Below are 17,262 nucleotides of genomic sequence, written 5' to 3'. Positions count from 1 at the left end.
TATCCGGTATAGTTTCTTGTTTGAGATCTGATTAATCAATTAATTCACTCAATAAATCATCAAAATCGTTTAGTATTCCATCAATATTTATAAATCTCTTAATGTAAAAACGATAAGGTTCATTATCTAATGGGCGTATGCGAAATATTGTATCGATGTTGTGACTAGTAGTCAATGATTCTAAGAATTCTACTTTCTTTCTTCTTTCTTCAACTAATACACCTCTATTTAGGTCATAAAGTGTAATAGTTTCTTCTGCTCTATTTTGACTATGATTATCTTTGATTGGGTTAGGCCTTATCTCACCATTTGCATCAACAATAAAATAATTATCAAATTCATAATGATGCTCATCTGGCTTCAAAAGAAGATAAGAAAAATTATCTGATTTTGCATTATTACACTTCTGACAAATAGGAAAGAGGTTTTCCCATTGGTAAGCATAAATCTCAAACCCACCATTTTTCTTTTTTGGAAAAAAATGTTCTATTGATAACCCTTCTTTTAAATGTGCATTATTTTCCACAGGAAAATAATCACAAAAAGCACAATGATTATTGGTTAATGCAACAAGTAACTCCTTCAAGTTTTTTTTCAAATCAAAAGAAGAATTTCCTTGCAGTACTTTTTTCCAAGTCCATCCATCGGTGGTATTTTTCCACTCATCACCCCAAACTAACCAGTTATTTAAAATAGGCTGTAGCTTTGGGTTAGTATTTTCTCGTATAATTTTTTCCATAATCAGTTATTGAAGTTGTGATTTAATATACCTTAATTCCCTTGCAACAAGGCCTTTGACATCTTCACTTTTTTCGGAAAAATCTTTCAATAGAGATAAAAATCTCCTGTCTTGTATAGGAATTTCTTTTTTGAGTATTTTGGTTTTGAAATCATATAATTTTTCTAAAAGCAACTCTGTTTCATTATCAAAAAGCTTGTCGTCCTCAAAATAATCTCTCATAATTGCTTCATAGCTCAAATCATCTTCACGATTTAAAATCCTTATTCCACTCTCTTCCAATATGAATCTTTGATGAGACTCAATAGACTGAACCACAAAAGGACTGTGAGTAGTAACTACAAATTGAATTTCAGGGAAAATACTCCTTAATTTCGGTATTACTTTACGCTGCCAAAGTGGATGTAAGTGTAGGTCTATTTCATCTATCAAAACAATTCCTTGCCCCATTTTAAGGGGATTTTCTATTTTAGGGTTAAGTTGAATTAAGCGAATTGCAATATCTCCTACAATCGCTAACAGGTTGCGTTCACCGGAAGAAAGCTGATTGATATTGAGTTCACTTTCATGGCCATTCTGTTGTTTGTCAATTTTTAATTCAGGTATTCCCTCATTATATTCTACTCTTAGATTAGAATAAGTTGCTTCTTCGTCATTCATCATCTCAAGGATGGCATTTTTTACTAAGGTCAACCGCTCTATTTCCTCAATTTGAAAGGCACTACCTGGGTTTTTATATAGACTTTCAATACTGTTTGCCTTACCCTTTGATGAGCCCTCAGAGTTCAGAATTTTAAGCGTTTCATTTTTAATTTTCTCATTGCCAATTTTCTGTTTATTTTCAAACCAATTAAAGAATGTGTTTAATGAAAAACGGGAGGGGGTAAGTGTATTGAAATATGCACTTGTCGGAGAAAATGAAAAATCTGCCACATAGTTTGTCTCCATATTTATAGAAGCTGCTCCATAGTAGGCAAAAAGGGGTAGCGGCCAGTTGCGATCGGATTGTACTTCTAATGAGGCTTTTATATCTTCAAAAAATACTTCCTCCTCTTTATTAAGTTCAGAACTTTTTTGTACGGTGGTAAATTCTGGCTTTCTCTTTTTTGAAAATTGAAAATCTATACTAAGATTTTTACCCGTGTAATCTACGTTGTTCCAAATATTATCATTCTGTATCTTAAGGTCTTCAATATTTAAGTCAAGTTCCCATTGATGGTTTTGGTACTTGGCAATTTGAAACTCATGGTTATTTAATTTCAGGGCTATATCAGCAACAATAAGGTTTTCTAAGTCTTCATCAATGCTTACCCACCAGCTTTTTTCCTCTCCATCAAATACCAACTTAGCCTTCTTTCCAGTATAGTCATGCTGGTTAAGCATCTCAATAACTTTATCAATTTCACTTAACGTACTTTGCTCAATGAACTCAAAAATAGTGTTGAGTCTAATTTTGCCATAGGTATCTTGTTGGTCATTTTTTACATCTGTTGATTTAAACAAAGGAGAGAACTCTTGCTGTTTTGTAAGAAAAGTCTGTTCAACAAAAAAGTGTAAAAAGCCTGCAATAGCATCTAGAATGGTAGATTTACCACTTCCATTATTGCCAATTAAGACCGTTAAGTTATTATCAAAATTCAATTCAAGATTCGGAAAACCCCTAAAGTTGGTAAGCGACAATGTCGACAATCTCACTTCCGGGAAAAAAATACCTTTGTCCATAATTCTATTCTAATATTGCGTCTTTAAAATTTTCCTGCAACAGGCTACTTACATTCTCTTTATTTTTATTAGGCGCAGTATTTAATGTAGTAATGATCGGACAAGTACCGCTTTTCAATACAGACACATAAATAGGTGAAGCAAACCTGCCCCCTCTTGCTGTACCAATAGAAGCATCATATTTCCACGTTTCCTTTTGATGAAAATCATGAGTGGTATCACTGATTTTCCTTAGCACCTGTTTAATACTAGTACCTCCCTCTCCAATCTGAATTTGCCTAATGGAGGCGTATTGTTCTAACCTACTGGAAAAAGTGCTATATATTTTGTTGCCATCATTTACAAAATGGGAAGAAAACTTTTTTAAATGAATGAATATCTCTTCCAAAGTAGTAGGTTGTATGTCCTCAGGTTTTGTGATGGAAAAACTACCCATTCCTCTGCGACTACGTTTACCTATGTCTCCTAAAGTAGCAACTAGTACAAATAAACTCTCTAAATGCTCCAAAGAGAAATAACTAAACTCCTGCATTAGTTTCAGGGTAACTTCGAAAGTTGTTTCCTTGGGCACAAAAGCCATTTGTTTCATAAAGGGTTTATGAGGTACCAGTAAGCCTATTCCTGTTTTAGATGATAACTCTTTGACCCTCACTACCACCTTACTCCTCCCTTGCCCACTATCCGTCCCCCCAAAAATAGCAGCTTCTCTTTCCTTTAAGGTTTTCAAATCCAAATGCCCATTCATCGCCCGCCACCAAAACCGCAGGGCTCCTTTGATGCTGGGGGGGCGGAGTTCCGGGGTTTGTCCATCGGCTCCGGAGAGGAACATGGGGGTGATGGTTTCACAGGTAAAGGTGATTGTTTTCATATCTTTAATGTTTCTGTCTATCAAATTTATTTTCTTACCTCTTGCACCGTTCCGTAGCCTAAACTTACTTTGCCGCCTAGACCTAAAAAGTTGGGAATAAACACATTGCTTCGGAATGTGAGGTTGAAGGCCAACAGCTTTATGCCTTTTACCTTCACCCATTTGGTGTTTCCCATTTCCAGGATTTTGCAGCGGATTTCTTTGTCTACCTGCCAGCCTACGCCCTTGGCCAGGCTCAGGATGTTTCCGCAAAGCTTGGTTTCCAGGAAGTGGAGTTTATCGCTCAGGCTTTCCATCTGTTGGTAGTCTTGATAAGCTTCCTGATGCAGGGCAATCCAGTGGCGGAGTTCGTAGGTAAACTCTTTGTCCCACACCTGCAGGGTAAACTGTTTCATATCCAGCCGGGCAATTTTCATTTCCAGCTCCCTATTGGACAGTGTTATATTCCAGCTTTTTTGTTGGAAAAACTGATGAATCTCCTCCACTCCCTCGCCCACACAAAGAATTGCCGGTTGCCTTCCGATACATTTATATTGGATCAAAGGATACCCATAACGGAAGCGAGTATCCTGATGGTTGTGAAACAGCACTGCCTCCTTCCCTACTTTGGCAGCAATGGCTCCCCGGAAGGCGGGAAGTTCATAGGGCGCGATTTCGGTATCGAATTGTACTTTTAAAAACTTGAGTTTATGCATTTTTACTTTTTCAGGAAATTGTACACGCTTCCTTTTGAAAAAATACCTTGCCAATGCCTCATACAGCAGGCAAGGGCCATTTCTCAAAAGATAAATGGTCATTTGTTGCAGTCCCGGTTAGTCAATTATTGCCAGGCTTGGTTGCATGCCAAGTTTGTATGGCTCTCAGAAGTTGTCTTGTTTAAAAATATATAAAATGGAAAATCTAGCCAAACATCATGTAAGTATTTGCTGGTATTTACAAGATTTTATAAAAAAAGTCCAATTCCATTCAAAACTTCCGGAGTAAATACCGGCAGCTTGGGAACTGCCCGCTCATCAGAAAAAAAACACCCTTTTCAAACGGTGAAATTCAAACCTGCTCTGAAGCTCCGTATAGGCAAGCAAAACAGATGAACAGAGGGATAAAAGTTCTGTATATAAACAAGCCGGCAAACCTATGTACCCAAGTGTAAAAAAATTTTTCTCCGAATTAGAAAAATACGAAAAGGAAGGCACTGACTCTATGGATTGGGCAGAGTGGGCGTCCCTTACGATTGATCAAGAAATAGTCCGAAAATTCACCGTTCGGGATTGGAGCTTTATCAAAGGTCAGTATAAAGAAATACAGGTAGCCAACATCCGTTCGGACAAGGATCAACCGGTGGTATTTGGGTGAGTATAAAAAGATGGCTTTCAGAAGTAGTATCCGAAGAAAGGCTGCCCGAAAAACCCGGGCAGCCTCTTTTTTTAAAATTCTAAGAATTTAAAGCAACAAGGGAGAGCCGTTTACATTCCGTCTATATCATTTAGCCGGATCTTCACATTGATGGTTTGCGACTGTCCGTTTCCTAAGGTAACCTGTACTTGAGCCCTGATGATTTGCCTTTGTTCGTAATCGAATAAAGAAGGGTTACTGACAAGGAGAGCGCTTCCCATACTAGGATTAAAGGTGATGGCACCAGCCGGTTGCTGATTAAAGGCTTCGTAGGTAATATCAGCCATATTGCCATGCTCGGAAGGATTATACCCCTGAATACCTACGTAGGTAAGGACATTAAACTGGCTTTGGTTTTCATCTACATAAATATCTATATCAGATACTGACCAAGTCATTTCTGTTACATCATTCAAATGGATGGTGATAGAGGCTGAGTTTGAAAACCCGTTAGCATCCGTTGCCGTAACAGTCGCAGTAATAGTAGGGTTGGTTTCGTAGTCAAAGAGAGACGCATTATTAACATTTACATAGGTCACTCCAGATGCATTAACGAGCTTTAAGGCTGCTGTGGGAGATACATTTGAAAGCGCATAGGTAATCATTCCGTCATGGACAGGATTATAGCCTTGTAAGGATAAATTACCCAGTTGAGAATCGCTAGGGTTTTCATCAATGGTCACTTCAAAATCGTTGAGGGTCCAGTCAGCTTCATCCACATCATTCAGATGGATGGTGATATTGCCTGTTTGGGTATACCCGTTTTCATCACTAATTTGAATTTTCGCGGTGATGGTAGGGTTGGTTTCGTAGTCAAAGAAAGAGGCATCCTTTACTGCCAAAAAGATTTTATTTGCAAAAACTACCATTGCACCGGCATGCGACTCTTCCAGCAATTGAACGGTGAAGTTTGACGGGTCTTTTTCCGGATTGAAGCCTACGATTTCAATCCGGCCCAATTCGTCTTCATCTTCAGGATTTTCATTAATCGTTATTTCAAAATCGGCAATAGTCCAAACAGGCTCATATACATCTGTTAGGCTGATGGTGAGGGTTGCGGTTTTTGAAACCTCCCCGGCACGGGCTTGAATCTCAGCCGTAAGGCTTGGATGGGTTTCAAAATCCAGCTCGAAGTCTTCATTGAATACGAGGTATTCGCCTGACACACGGAGAGCATTTTCAACGGACTGAGACAGGAGCGCATAAGTGACCTTCACTTCTTTTTCGTCAGAAGACTTGACATCCAGGTAATCAGCTATTTTTACCATTTTTTGGTTTTGCGTATCAAAATTTTCCGGAATGGTAATGCTAAAATCCTCAAACGTCATGGTAATGGTGACTGGCTCAGGGCCCTCCTCATCATTAGAACAGGAGAAGAATGAAAGGAATACTGTAAATAGGAATAAACGTGTAAGACTTGTTGTTTTCATTTTAGTGAATTATTTGATTGATGAACGCAACAAAACTATGATGCAAAGCAGTAAACTTTTTCTTTATCTTCCGAGGGGCCGGATTTAGTTTCTAAACAACCGGATTCACTGCTAAAGCAGGCCGGAGCACTACCAGAATACTTCTTGAATGACTTGGATAAACTCTTTTTTGCGGGATTTGGAAATCGGGACCACTTTCTTGTTTTCCATGACGATAAAGCCATTGTCAGTATTTGTGAGTTCTTTAATGAATTTGAGGTTAACCACAAAAGACCGGTGACATTTAAAAAACAATGATTTGTTTTCCAGTTGTTCGGCAAAGTATTTTAGCGGTTTGCTGATCAGCTTCGTCTCTCCATTTTTCAAGTACACTTTTGTATACATCCCATCAGCCTCTAAGAGGAGGATATCATCATGATTGACAAACAAAAAACCACGGGGGACTTCCAGTGCAATTTTATTGACGGACAACTGCTTGATGTTTTTTTGCAAACTTACCAATCGGCCGTCCAACTCCTGTTTTCGCTGTCTCTCTTCCGCTTTTTGGACCGCTTGTATGAGTTCGTCCGTATCGATAGGTTTTAATAAATAGTCAATGGCAGAAAGCTTGAAGGCTTCGATGGCATATTCATTATAAGCCGTAGTAAAAATGAGTTGAAAGGCCACCGGGGAATCAAAGAAATCGAGAATTTGCAAGCCGATCAGTTCTGGCATTTCAATATCCAAAAACACGATATCCGGTTTTTCCTGTTTGATTATTTTCACGCCTTCCCTCAGGTCAGCAGCTTCTAAAATGGTATCTATCGTTTGGCAATTTTCTTGAATCAAGGTGCTTAAAAGGCTCCTGGCTTTCTTTTCATCATCTATAATGATCGATTTCATCACTACTGTTCTTTTATTGGAATAATAATGGTAACTAAAGTACCCAAAGCGGTCTTCTTTTCTTTGATATCTTGGATCTCTACACTAATTTTATGAGAGCGGTTCAAATTATATAACTCGATCCGTTCCTCATTGGCTTTTGTCGCAAAGGAGGTATGAAAACGGTTCCGGGCATTTATCTTTTGAGCCTCTTCTCTGCCAACGCCATTGTCTTGCACCCGGCATAAAAGTTTGGTTTTACAATCGCTTAAGGCAAAGCGGATTTCCAGCCGTCTGTCGTTTTTTTTATGAAGCAAGCCGTGTTTTATGGCATTTTCCACATACGGTTGAATAAAGATGGAAGGCACTTTTATTTGTTTTGTATTTATCTCTTCGGCCACCTCCAACTGGTAAATAAGTTCTTTTTCGAAGCGAATTTTTTCCAACTCGAGGTACAAAGACAGCGCCTCTAGTTCTGCCGAAAGCGCTACTTCATTCACCTGGCCATGTTGCAAGTACATTCTCATCAACCTGGAAAATTTAACCAAATAAGAACTGGCTAAATTTTTTTGATTGTTAACGATATATTCCTGGATGGAATTGAGCGCATTAAATATAAAATGCGGGTTCATTTGAGAGCGAAGGTTTTCCAGTTTGAGGGTGGTAAATTTCTTTTCTTGTATGAGTTTATCAAAAATTCTGTTTTGTGTTTCCTCCCTTTGTTTCATCTTTTTTTGATAATAGAAAACCAATGCGGCAAAGATCAGTGCAATGCACAAGGCAATAAACCACCACTCCCGCCAGAAAGGCAATTGGATGACCAGTGTTATTTTTTTGCCCGGACTGCTTTCTTCCGGGTGCATGGCAGTGATGGTTTTCACTTCGAAAGTATAATGGCCTGCGGGCAAACTATTGTACTCCACAGAAGAGACTCCCTGGTCGGTGGTTCGCCATAAAGTATCCAAACCCTGCAATTTATATTTAAATTTCAGGTGTTTTACGGCTTCAAAACTACTTGCCTGGAAGTGAAAAGCCACGGCATTTTTTTCATAAGGGAAGACATATTTGTCCCGGAGCTTTACGGCTTTGTTACCTGCCCACACCTGAGTAAAAAACACTTCAGGTACCTTCTTCTTTTTGAATACGTTTTCGTTATCAATCGGCAGGGCAAACAACTCTTTTCTGGAACTAAAAACCAGTAGGCTATCAGAAACGGTCAATCCGGTAATCAGCTTTTCCAGCCCGTCCTGTTTGGTAATGCTTGTGATTTTTCCTGTTTCGGTATTGATGCGTTGCAGGTACCCTTTATAACTACACCAAAGGTTATTCCCCTCCGCCTCCATCTCCTTTAAATTATTGTCCATCAGGCCATTATTCACATCGTATTTCATTGTAATACTATCCCCCTGAAGCACAGCAATTCCCCTATGGTTTACATTCGCCCAAATCATTCCATTATCCGTTTGTTGTAGGTTACTCACTTGTACATCTTCAGCATTATGTTTTAAAGCATTCGGATGCCAAAGGCTGTCGTAACGCACGAGTTCATCAATATAGCTCAAATACACTGCTTTTGCCGCCTTGTCATACAACACCGTATAAGGCCTTTTCTTTTTAAGAGGTTTCACAGTTTGTTGTTCTGAAAATGCATTCAAATACACTTGCGCTCTGTTATAAGTAAGGTAGACAATATCGGATTCCGTTATGGCTAAGCCTTTGCTTGTGGCAAACTTGTTTCTTTCACTTTGCAGTTTTCCATTTTTCAGATCATAGCGGTAACTATTACGGCTATTGGTGCTAATGTATAACTCGTTTCTGGAGGCATTGTAAAATAAATTATTTACGGTAACTTGATGCGCTAACCGGATGGTCTCGACTTTTTCAGAATGAGTATTCAGCAAGTACACAATGCCTTCTGTGGTGCCCATAGCAACCAAATGATTTCCTAGGGCTTCCAGGGAAGAGATATTGCCTTCGACAGAAATATTTTTATACTTACCAAGTAAAATATTTGGCATTACATATATGCCATTATGTAAGGTAGTAAACCAATAATTTTCATCGCTATCTTTATAAAGGTCACTGATAATTTCACCTGAAAAATAACGGGCAGAAAGACGCCAACGGGCATTTTCATCTAAATGGTAAACAAACACCCCCCTATTGGTGACAAACCAAAGCTTGTTATCAAGTTCTTTTGTCTGGATGATTTTTGAAAGAGAAAGCTCCTTAAACACCTCAAAATCAAGCCGGGTATTTGTAGTTAAATTCAAAAAATAACGCTTACCTGCCTCACGGTAAGAAGTATAGATATTGTTTTTAAACTTAAAAAAAACGGCATCTACTCGGGTCTCGGTGCTATCAAATGAATAAAATGGGACCAGGGAATAATCATGCCCTAGGTTATAAATGACTCCCTGTGAGGTAAAAATATAAATTTTGCCATTTAACTTTCGGATTGCAATCTTATGTATTTTTTTGTAGTATTTCTGAGCGGATGTCTTCAGATCAAAAACTAAAATCCCATCTTCCCATACGACTATCAAATCATTTTTTTCAATAAAAATACTTGCAAGGCTCCCTTTTAATACCTGGTGTAAATCTTTAAAAATATGCAATGAATCATTTTGGGCATACATGATTTGCCCATAGAGATTAACACACCAAATACGGTTGACGCTGTCTTCCGTGAGGTAAAAAACGGATAAACCCTTTTGTTGTTTGCAATCAATTTTTTTAAAGTCTGTTCCATCATACCGAAACAACCCGCTATGAGCCGCCAGCCAAAAATTTTTTTTTTTCCCTCTTATGATACTATAAAACTCCACTTCAGGCAAGCCGTCTTTTTCCGCTATATTGATGGTGACCGGGTGTTGGGCACACAGCACCTGAATCGTAAAACAAAAACATAAAAAGCCTAATACAAATTTCATATTTCAAAAATACTGATACACTTTAGTAAAAAACCTAAAATCTTCTGAAACTACTGAATTTAATGCTGAATACCGGTAATTTGAAGTTCAGTACAATAAAGAAACGGAAGCGTTTGCTCTGGGGAGGTCTAATTTCAGCGCTAAAACACAATACCATACTTCTGACATTTTCCATATCCACAAGCATGTTTAATATTCGTTGCGGGAGATACTCCTTCGAGAGGCGCTCCTTTGAGAGGTATAGGTATGATCATCTTTCAACCCAATACTGCTCGCAGCGCATACGAGAAACACTACCTGCACCCGGGAGAAGAAAAGGATTTTGTTTCCGGAGAAAACTTACCCAAGGAAGTAAATATTCACCTGATAGATTGGTCTCCGGTGAAACGGGTTTCAATGAATATTTACTTCTTTTTCACTCCTGCTTTCCCCAGTTGCCTTGCTACTTTGGCTAAAAACATTTGTGGAGCCACCCAAGTGCTGTTCACCCGGATACTCTTTTTATTTTTCGAATCGATATTCAGGAAATACCCGGATGCATATCGAGTAGGGTTTTCATATTCAAAAGAAAATAGAAGATCATCCGTATCAAACTCTTCCACTCTCTCTTTTCTGCCGATGATAAGATTTCTGAATTCAAACTTTACTTTAGTTCCCTCAAAGGAAACTTTTCTTAGGTACTTGAGGCCATGTCCCAAATAATTTACCAAGGAGTTTAAAACAAAGGTAAGCACAACCAATAAAATAAGGTAAAGACTCTGAGACTCTAGGACCATGAAGGGGATACATCCAAAAACCGAAAGAAGTAATAGCAATAAAATAGCATTTGAAATTATCAATCTATTTCTGGCACCTTTGTTTACCAAGCCATATTTATCAAACCCCTCTCCCCTATTCTCTATGAGTTTTGATGCAAGTACTATGTTTGTTCTTTGGGTTAATTTTAAACTTAGTTGATCCAAAAAATCGTAATGATAATAATCAGCAGCACTAACATTCAACTCAACAAACTTCCCATCCTCTTTTTTCAAAACAAAATAAAAGCGATCCTCTCCGTCATGATATACCCTTTTATTGAATAATATACGCCCTGTAACGATTTTATAACGCTGTTCCTTAATATCCTTTTTCAAACGTTGGTGTTTCACCCAGGTAATCAGAGGAACCGGTAAGGTAAGGCAGGTTAATATGGAGGCTTTTTTAAAATAGTCAACAAAGTTTTCGGGTGGAAAACCGATTAAACTTGAAATTCCCTCTCCCAAAAATACAACAAGGATAGGGCTGGAATAGGAAATTATTACCCATAGTATAAATACCTGAAGAAGGTACTTGGAAGAAGCATCCAACTTTTCTTCAAGTATCTCATGTATTTGAGTATCCATCAATTTATTTTTTTAAGTTTACTAACAGTCCCACAGCTGTGCATCACACGGTTTTTTATCAAAAGCAAAGGAACCTAAGTTGCTCTTTGGGAAAAGGCCATTGCGTTGGAACATTGTTAGCCATGGCGTTGTAACTTAGCCTTCGCTTGATCAACAACCGGTTGTATTAAATCATCAATACCCTCAAACTTCTCCACCAGCATCTTCAACATCTGCTTGCCAACTTCCATATACATTTGATCCATAAGCATTTCCGCATCCATTTCATACCCTTGAAGTTCGAGTAACTCATATTCGGGTAAAGAGGCTCCATCATCGAGCGTTTGCTTAAACCTATCCAGATACTTCTGAAGTGCTGTCAACCCCGATTCAATATCATGATCCATAAGGTTTCCGACAGCTCCATTATAGAGGCTTCTTTGCATCTCCAAAAGCGGGTAGCCGTACTCATCACATACCTCATCCGCTAAAAGCGCAATAGCTTGATGGTAATTTGCTTTATCAGTCCATTCATATGCCATCTTGTTTTCATCCAGTAACTCCGCAGCTCTCTTTAATTTTTTGAATTTTAACTTCTGAAACTCCAGCCGTGTTAACTCTTCTTTCAGGCGTTCCGCGTTTTGTTTCCAATACCGCTTCCAAGTGATACCCGTCTTTCCTTCAATGAGATTTTTGAAGGAAAGCAGATCTGATTCTCTCATGATTAAAAATAGGCAATGAAGTGAATTAAACTTTTTTTTTTTCCTGAAAAATGTTTCAAAAAGGCCTCCTCTGTGTTACTTTTTTCAACAATAGCTTTGACTATTCTCTTCAAAAAGTGCCTTGATGAGCCGATTTTGATTCCATTTTCGATCAAAAACTATACGTTTAAACCACTTCAATAGTTCTTTTTGAATACGCTATGAAATGCTGTTGCTTTATTTCCTGTAAGGGGATTTTCGTTTAATGCGAGGGGGCCGTTCTGATGCTTGCTTCTTTCGATTTGCCCTTCCTTTAATCATCAGGGCAACTCCCGAAATAATTGCCCCATAGGCAAGGATAAATGAGCTTCCTCCCGATAAAAATGTATAAACAGTTACCCCAAATCCAATTGAAAAGAGAAGGGCTCCCATCAAAATCAGGTTCAATGAATTTTTAGCCGATTGTTTGTTGCTAGCAATCCGCATTTGTTCTTCATCCACCACCTTCATGATTTGCTTTATTTCTTGATCGGAATACCCGTTGTCAACAAGTAATTTTCGTATTTCCGAATACTCTTTTTTCTGATGGGTAAATTCAATGATGGAATTGATATCTATTTTTTGTTTCATCTTTTTCGATTGTGAACACCGAATCTAATTACCTTGGTTGTAAATCATCCGGCAAAACCTACAGGAATAACAAACCGGCATTAAAAATAAGTAGTCTTTTGTATAATTTAATAATCTCGCTAATTTTAAATGCAAAAAAGCAAATAACCTTCTCATAAAACAAATACACTGCCCTGTAGAGCGATGCCAAATACTTTCCCAATAGATCAAAAGTCGTCTCAAATTCCGTTATGTAGAAACACTGGTCCTCTCAAGCAATTTTCCGATCGATTCATTCGGGTAAACTAATACAACAAAAATTTAATCATCAGTTTCTAAATAGATTATGGAAAAAATGACAGAATCGGAACTAATAACATTGAATTTTAAAGAAATCAGAAGACGAAGCATTAAGTTGTGGAGGGAGTTACCGGAACAATACTATTACTGGAAACCCGATCAAGAGGCAATGAGTGCAATGGAAATGATAAGGCATGTAGTAAGTGCGGACCATGGATGGAATACCATCATCAACAAAGGCGATATGTCAAATTATCGTTCACCCTGGGAAGGCCGCCCTTATCTGAATTTGGATGACGAACTGGAATTTGCCAAACCTCACCGGCAAGCATTCCTTGATAGTGTCCGGAAATTTTCGGCAAGTGAACTGGCCACTACCGAAATCATCCATCCCGGAAACGGACAAAAAAGAAAACTCGGTGATTACTTGTTAAGAACCGGTTATCATGAGGCCGTTCATGCCGGGCAATTTTTATCTTATTTGAGAGCCATGGGAGTTAAACGACCGCATATTTGGGATTGACATTCAATATTTAAGCTTTTAAAATTTTAGCACAACGCCCATTCGTTTCAAAAACTCAACCGGCTTTGTTCCATAAAATCTCTTGCGATTTTTTATAGAATTTTACTTTTTCAGCATACCCCTGTTTCGTTAAAAATGAAATTAATGCCTCGTACCGATCACTGATATCCGTACCTGTACACCAAGCCAACTTTGCCAGGCATTCCGGGCATAACCACGAAGGCTTGTGATCAGCCTCTTCCAGACTAATACTTCCGTTCATGATACATTTATATGTAGTACAATGTTTTATTGAAAAAGTATGACCTAATTCATGTGTAGTGGTTTTCATCAGTCTGTTTAGATACAGGCCCTGATTACCCGATTTTAAATTTCCACTCTTGAGCCGGTATATTGACACTACCCCCACTTTGTGTTTCAAACTTGCTTGCCCGAATACGAAATTCCAAGACTTTTTGGGATACAGATCTTTGCTTGTGATTGAAACATATGCAATCGCATCTTCCGGCAAGCCCTCCCGGACCGTTTGCTTTAAGATATATTTTGTATGAATTTGTTCTATTCCCTTGTGTATTCGTCGGGCTTCTTCCGGAATGATTGAATCCGAAACCGGATCAAGTAGAATGGTTTCCAATCCAAAAAAGACTTGAGTATACTCTCTTAAAGAATTGAAAATGCGAACTTCCGAACTATCAAAAGTTCCTATAGGCTTGAGGTATATTTTATTCTGCTCCGGAGTGGGTTGTACCGGTTTTGAGTTTCTATATTCTTCGTACGATTGAGCCGATTTGTTATAAACATACAACCATTCGCCAGGGTCTTCAGGCCCCGGCAAACGTGTTTGAACGGACTTCAAAGCTACTAAATCCGGTATTTGAATATTTTTATTTTGTAAATTGATCTTACCGGAGGATATCTGATTTTGTTTTTGCTCACAAGACAATAACAGCAATGTCAGCACTACAAAAATTTCAATTTTCAGATAAGGGTAATTTGGTTGTGTAGTTAAATTATTCATTAAAGCTGCTTTTTCAATTGCCATCATTCAAAAATTAAATGCTGTTAACGGTCGAGCTGCATTCCCTGTATCTACTTGAGATGATAAAGCAACTGTCAGAAAGGTAAAGTTCAGATGGGTTTTCATAAGGTAAAGTTCAGATGGGTTTTCATTTAGAATCCATGTTTAAATACTTGCCTTTTCAAACCCCTGAATTTAGGTAGTAAAAAAAGCAACCCAAAACTTATTTTCCCCAACGCATCTTTTACCGATAGAGTGACCCGGACCTTTATTCCCTTATTCTAATCCCTTTTAATACTGATTTCTTTCGCTTCATAATCAATCAAAAACTTATGCTTCTTCATGACGTCAGAGCCGATGATCCCATTGATTTTGATTCCTGAGTCTCTTCTTATGGAAGATGCAATCCTGGAAAGATCAAAAACCTTGAAATACCCTTTCATTTTTTTGTTACCCAAGTGAATGGCCACATTATAGGCCATCCATATTTCTTGCTGATGTTCCGAACCCAAGGCAGACAATTTATAGCCTTGTAAATCTATTTTCCTAAACTTAAAGCGGAATTTATTGGCATCTTTCAAATTTAATAAGGTTACATCCGAACCCGTATCGATAAGGAAATACGCTTTTTTCCCATTTAACTTTCCAATCACGATCGGTTGATTTTTTAAAGTAATAATTTTAATCACCTCCTGTGCAAATGCAATTTGACTCAAAACTCCTAAAATTAAAACAAGGACAATCCACTTCATGATTGAGTATTTTTTGTAAATGAACCGGAAAATAAGGTTTGGTGAATTGTGATGTATCGATACTTATTTCTCGCCAACGTTTGAAACAAAATAAGCCAAGAAGCATACCATATTAAAAAACAGCCGGTAAGGCTGTTTGAAGGGAGGCAAGCTGTTCGATTTTGTACCTTTACGCACATAACCGAACAGTGTACTTGTATAAGGAATACCGGTGAAGGTATAGAGCCATGTCTTACCTTTTCACGAAGCGGTTAAAAGCATTTGCCAATGCGAAAAGATCCGGCAGCTCAAATGTGGATTTTGCTGGTAATACAACCGACCCCACGTAATGTTGCGTTGTGAATGAGATGGCCCGATACTGTGAAAAACTACTAAAGTGACTTATCCAAACGCCTTCTTTTACCTTCTCTAGGTTGCCAATCTGCATATATTTAAAATCCAGCATCAATCCGGTTTTGAGGATTTTGGACAAGGCTTCTTTGATGGTCCAAAAAACAAAATTCCCATAGGGCTCCATGAGCTTTTTTTTGATCAAAGTAATTTCATCATTTGACAAACAGGTTTCAATCACGGAAGTTTTATCCGGGTCAATTCTTTCTATATCGATACCCACCGGATGTTCTTCGAAATGAGCGAGAGCAACTCCCAAGCCATCGCTATGGCTAATACTCACCTGGATTTTCTCTTGAACGCCTTTCACTACCGGAAAGCCAAAAACACCATTATCTACGGTTATTGTATTCAGATCAGCTTTTGTAAGAATTTGCTGCATGGCCAACTTCGCGCTGACTCTTCCCAAGCAGTAGCTGTTCTTTCTCCTCGGGTATTCAAAACTCTCCAATTGCTGCTGTTCCTGGGTACTAAGAAGCAGAGTCAGCTCAGTCAATGATTCAACATCACCTTCTACAAAAGCATAGCCGATGCTATGCCTCTCGTTATTTTCTCTCTTAAGAGAAAAAGACCCGACCTGCGGAGGCGGCATATTAGACAAATAGTTCATGTATCGTCACTGAAAGCAGGATGAACAAACGGTAATATTCGAACTACGAAGTACAAGCATGTTATCAAATATGCATGATTAAATTGCGAATAACTTTTTTCATAGAAACGTAGCACTTGGAATCCTTCAGTATTTTCTTTTTCACATGACTTTCTCATCCACTTTATACATTTCCTGTCCGACTTGTTTTACTACATCCTTCACAGTCGTCAATGAAGCCAATACCTGTTTAAGGACTTCCGGGGTAATCTGTTGCTTGGCATCCGTCCAGGCCTTATCCGGAGCGAAGTGGCTTTCAACCATTAGTCCCTCCATGCCAAAGTCAAGTGCTTTTTGTGATACCTGACTGATAATATCCCTGCTTCCTGCTATATGGCTTGGATCACACAACATGGGTAACTCAGGAAAGCGCTGTTTTAATTCGACAGGCAAAACCCACTTGGGCTGATTGCGATATTTTGTTTTTTCATAGGATGAGAAACCGCGATGAATTGCCGCTAAACGGGTAATTCCTGCCTGATTGATCCGCTCAAGGGCACCTATCCATAATTCCAAATCGGGATTGACCGGATTTTTCACCATCACCGGAATGTCCACGCCTTTCAGTGCATCCGCAATCTCTTGTACGGAAAAGGGATTGACCGTAGTTCTTGCCCCTATCCAAAGGACATCGATACCATGCTTTAAAGCCAACTCCGTATGTTTCGCATTGGCCACTTCCGTACATACCGGTTTACCCGTCTCTTCTGATGCATTCTTCAACCATTTCAACCCTTCTTCCCCAACCCCTTCAAAGGAGTTGGGCCGGGTTCTGGGCTTCCAAATACCTGCTCTTAGTAGGTCTACTTTTTCGGTAGCCGCCAACAAGTTTGCCGTTCTTATAAGTTGCTCTTCCGTTTCCGCACTACAAGGGCCACTGATTATAACCGGTCCCTTGCCTTTGAGAAGCCAGGTCCGGTCAGCAGATATTTCAATTTGTGAATTCATATGTGTCGTTTGATTAAAAAACCTCATCGAATTGTATAGAAGTGAATTAACCTTTTTCTTTTTCCT

16 protein-coding genes are annotated in these 17,262 nt (G+C 38.7%); 2 read left to right on the top strand and 14 right to left on the bottom strand.

Going from position 1 to position 17,262, the window contains the following annotated elements; genetic code table 11:
• Positions 1-31: 31 nt before the first annotated feature.
• The 4 genes from AAG747_RS03600 to AAG747_RS03585 are packed head-to-tail and all read right to left on the bottom strand — an operon-like array spanning position 32 to position 4,126.
• The gene (locus AAG747_RS03600) at positions 32-739 is read right to left on the bottom strand and encodes an HNH endonuclease (protein ID WP_346819763.1); all 708 of its coding nucleotides are present in this window, start codon (positions 737-739) and stop codon (positions 32-34) included.
• A 6-nt stretch (positions 740-745) separates the two neighbouring features.
• Complete coding sequence (locus tag AAG747_RS03595; RefSeq protein ID WP_346819762.1) at positions 746-2,461, bottom strand: AAA family ATPase; 1,716 nt, start codon at positions 2,459-2,461, stop codon at positions 746-748.
• A gap of 4 nt (positions 2,462-2,465) precedes the next feature.
• A complete protein-coding gene (gene cmr1, locus AAG747_RS03590) occupies positions 2,466-3,329 on the bottom strand; it encodes a type III-B CRISPR module RAMP protein Cmr1 (RefSeq protein ID WP_346819761.1) in 864 nt (287 codons plus the stop codon).
• A 26-nt stretch (positions 3,330-3,355) separates the two neighbouring features.
• Complete coding sequence (locus AAG747_RS03585) at positions 3,356-4,126, bottom strand: CRISPR-associated endonuclease Cas6 (RefSeq protein ID WP_346819760.1); 771 nt, start codon at positions 4,124-4,126, stop codon at positions 3,356-3,358.
• A 337-nt stretch (positions 4,127-4,463) separates the two neighbouring features.
• Between AAG747_RS03585 and AAG747_RS03580 the strand changes: the two genes are divergently transcribed.
• Positions 4,464-4,682 carry a hypothetical protein gene (locus tag AAG747_RS03580; RefSeq protein WP_346819759.1) on the top strand — a complete coding sequence of 73 codons (219 nt, stop codon included), beginning with the start codon at positions 4,464-4,466 and terminating at the stop codon, positions 4,680-4,682.
• A 110-nt stretch (positions 4,683-4,792) separates the two neighbouring features.
• Here AAG747_RS03580 and AAG747_RS03575 read toward each other — a convergent pair whose 3' ends face one another.
• The 6 genes from AAG747_RS03575 to AAG747_RS03550 all read right to left on the bottom strand — a co-directional run bounded on the left by AAG747_RS03575 (position 4,793) and on the right by AAG747_RS03550 (position 12,637).
• On the bottom strand, positions 4,793-6,151 hold the full coding sequence (locus tag AAG747_RS03575) for a cadherin repeat domain-containing protein (protein ID WP_346819758.1): 1,359 nt from the start codon (positions 6,149-6,151) through the stop codon (positions 4,793-4,795).
• Positions 6,152-6,280: 129 nt separating this feature from the next.
• A complete protein-coding gene (locus AAG747_RS03570) occupies positions 6,281-7,033 on the bottom strand; it encodes a LytR/AlgR family response regulator transcription factor (protein ID WP_346819757.1) in 753 nt (250 codons plus the stop codon).
• Between the two features lie 2 nt (positions 7,034-7,035).
• Positions 7,036-9,945, bottom strand: a complete 2,910-nt coding sequence (locus AAG747_RS03565; protein ID WP_346819756.1) for a sensor histidine kinase — start codon at positions 9,943-9,945, stop codon at positions 7,036-7,038.
• Positions 9,946-10,349: 404 nt separating this feature from the next.
• Complete coding sequence (locus AAG747_RS03560; RefSeq protein WP_346819755.1) at positions 10,350-11,327, bottom strand: hypothetical protein; 978 nt, start codon at positions 11,325-11,327, stop codon at positions 10,350-10,352.
• A gap of 116 nt (positions 11,328-11,443) precedes the next feature.
• Complete coding sequence (locus AAG747_RS03555; protein ID WP_346819754.1) at positions 11,444-12,028, bottom strand: hypothetical protein; 585 nt, start codon at positions 12,026-12,028, stop codon at positions 11,444-11,446.
• A gap of 216 nt (positions 12,029-12,244) precedes the next feature.
• The gene (locus tag AAG747_RS03550) at positions 12,245-12,637 is read right to left on the bottom strand and encodes a hypothetical protein (RefSeq protein ID WP_346819753.1); all 393 of its coding nucleotides are present in this window, start codon (positions 12,635-12,637) and stop codon (positions 12,245-12,247) included.
• A gap of 334 nt (positions 12,638-12,971) precedes the next feature.
• On the opposite strand from AAG747_RS03550, the gene AAG747_RS03545 reads away from it, so the two are divergent.
• Complete coding sequence (locus AAG747_RS03545; RefSeq protein ID WP_346819752.1) at positions 12,972-13,439, top strand: DinB family protein; 468 nt, start codon at positions 12,972-12,974, stop codon at positions 13,437-13,439.
• Between the two features lie 55 nt (positions 13,440-13,494).
• Here AAG747_RS03545 and AAG747_RS03540 read toward each other — a convergent pair whose 3' ends face one another.
• From AAG747_RS03540 to AAG747_RS03525, 4 genes are all read right to left on the bottom strand, one after another.
• The gene (locus AAG747_RS03540) at positions 13,495-14,457 is read right to left on the bottom strand and encodes an archaemetzincin (protein ID WP_346819751.1); all 963 of its coding nucleotides are present in this window, start codon (positions 14,455-14,457) and stop codon (positions 13,495-13,497) included.
• 281 nt (positions 14,458-14,738) lie between these two features.
• The gene (locus AAG747_RS03535) at positions 14,739-15,209 is read right to left on the bottom strand and encodes a retropepsin-like aspartic protease (RefSeq protein WP_346819750.1); all 471 of its coding nucleotides are present in this window, start codon (positions 15,207-15,209) and stop codon (positions 14,739-14,741) included.
• 232 nt (positions 15,210-15,441) lie between these two features.
• Positions 15,442-16,191 carry a 4'-phosphopantetheinyl transferase family protein gene (locus AAG747_RS03530; protein WP_346819749.1) on the bottom strand — a complete coding sequence of 250 codons (750 nt, stop codon included), beginning with the start codon at positions 16,189-16,191 and terminating at the stop codon, positions 15,442-15,444.
• Between the two features lie 159 nt (positions 16,192-16,350).
• The gene (locus tag AAG747_RS03525) at positions 16,351-17,196 is read right to left on the bottom strand and encodes a 3-deoxy-7-phosphoheptulonate synthase (protein WP_346819748.1); all 846 of its coding nucleotides are present in this window, start codon (positions 17,194-17,196) and stop codon (positions 16,351-16,353) included.
• Positions 17,197-17,262 lie beyond the last annotated feature (66 nt).

Source organism: Rapidithrix thailandica (assembly GCF_039710355.1).
GTDB classification, from domain to species: domain Bacteria; phylum Bacteroidota; class Bacteroidia; order Cytophagales; family Flammeovirgaceae; genus Rapidithrix; species Rapidithrix thailandica.
This window is presented reverse-complemented; position numbering and strand designations above follow the sequence as displayed.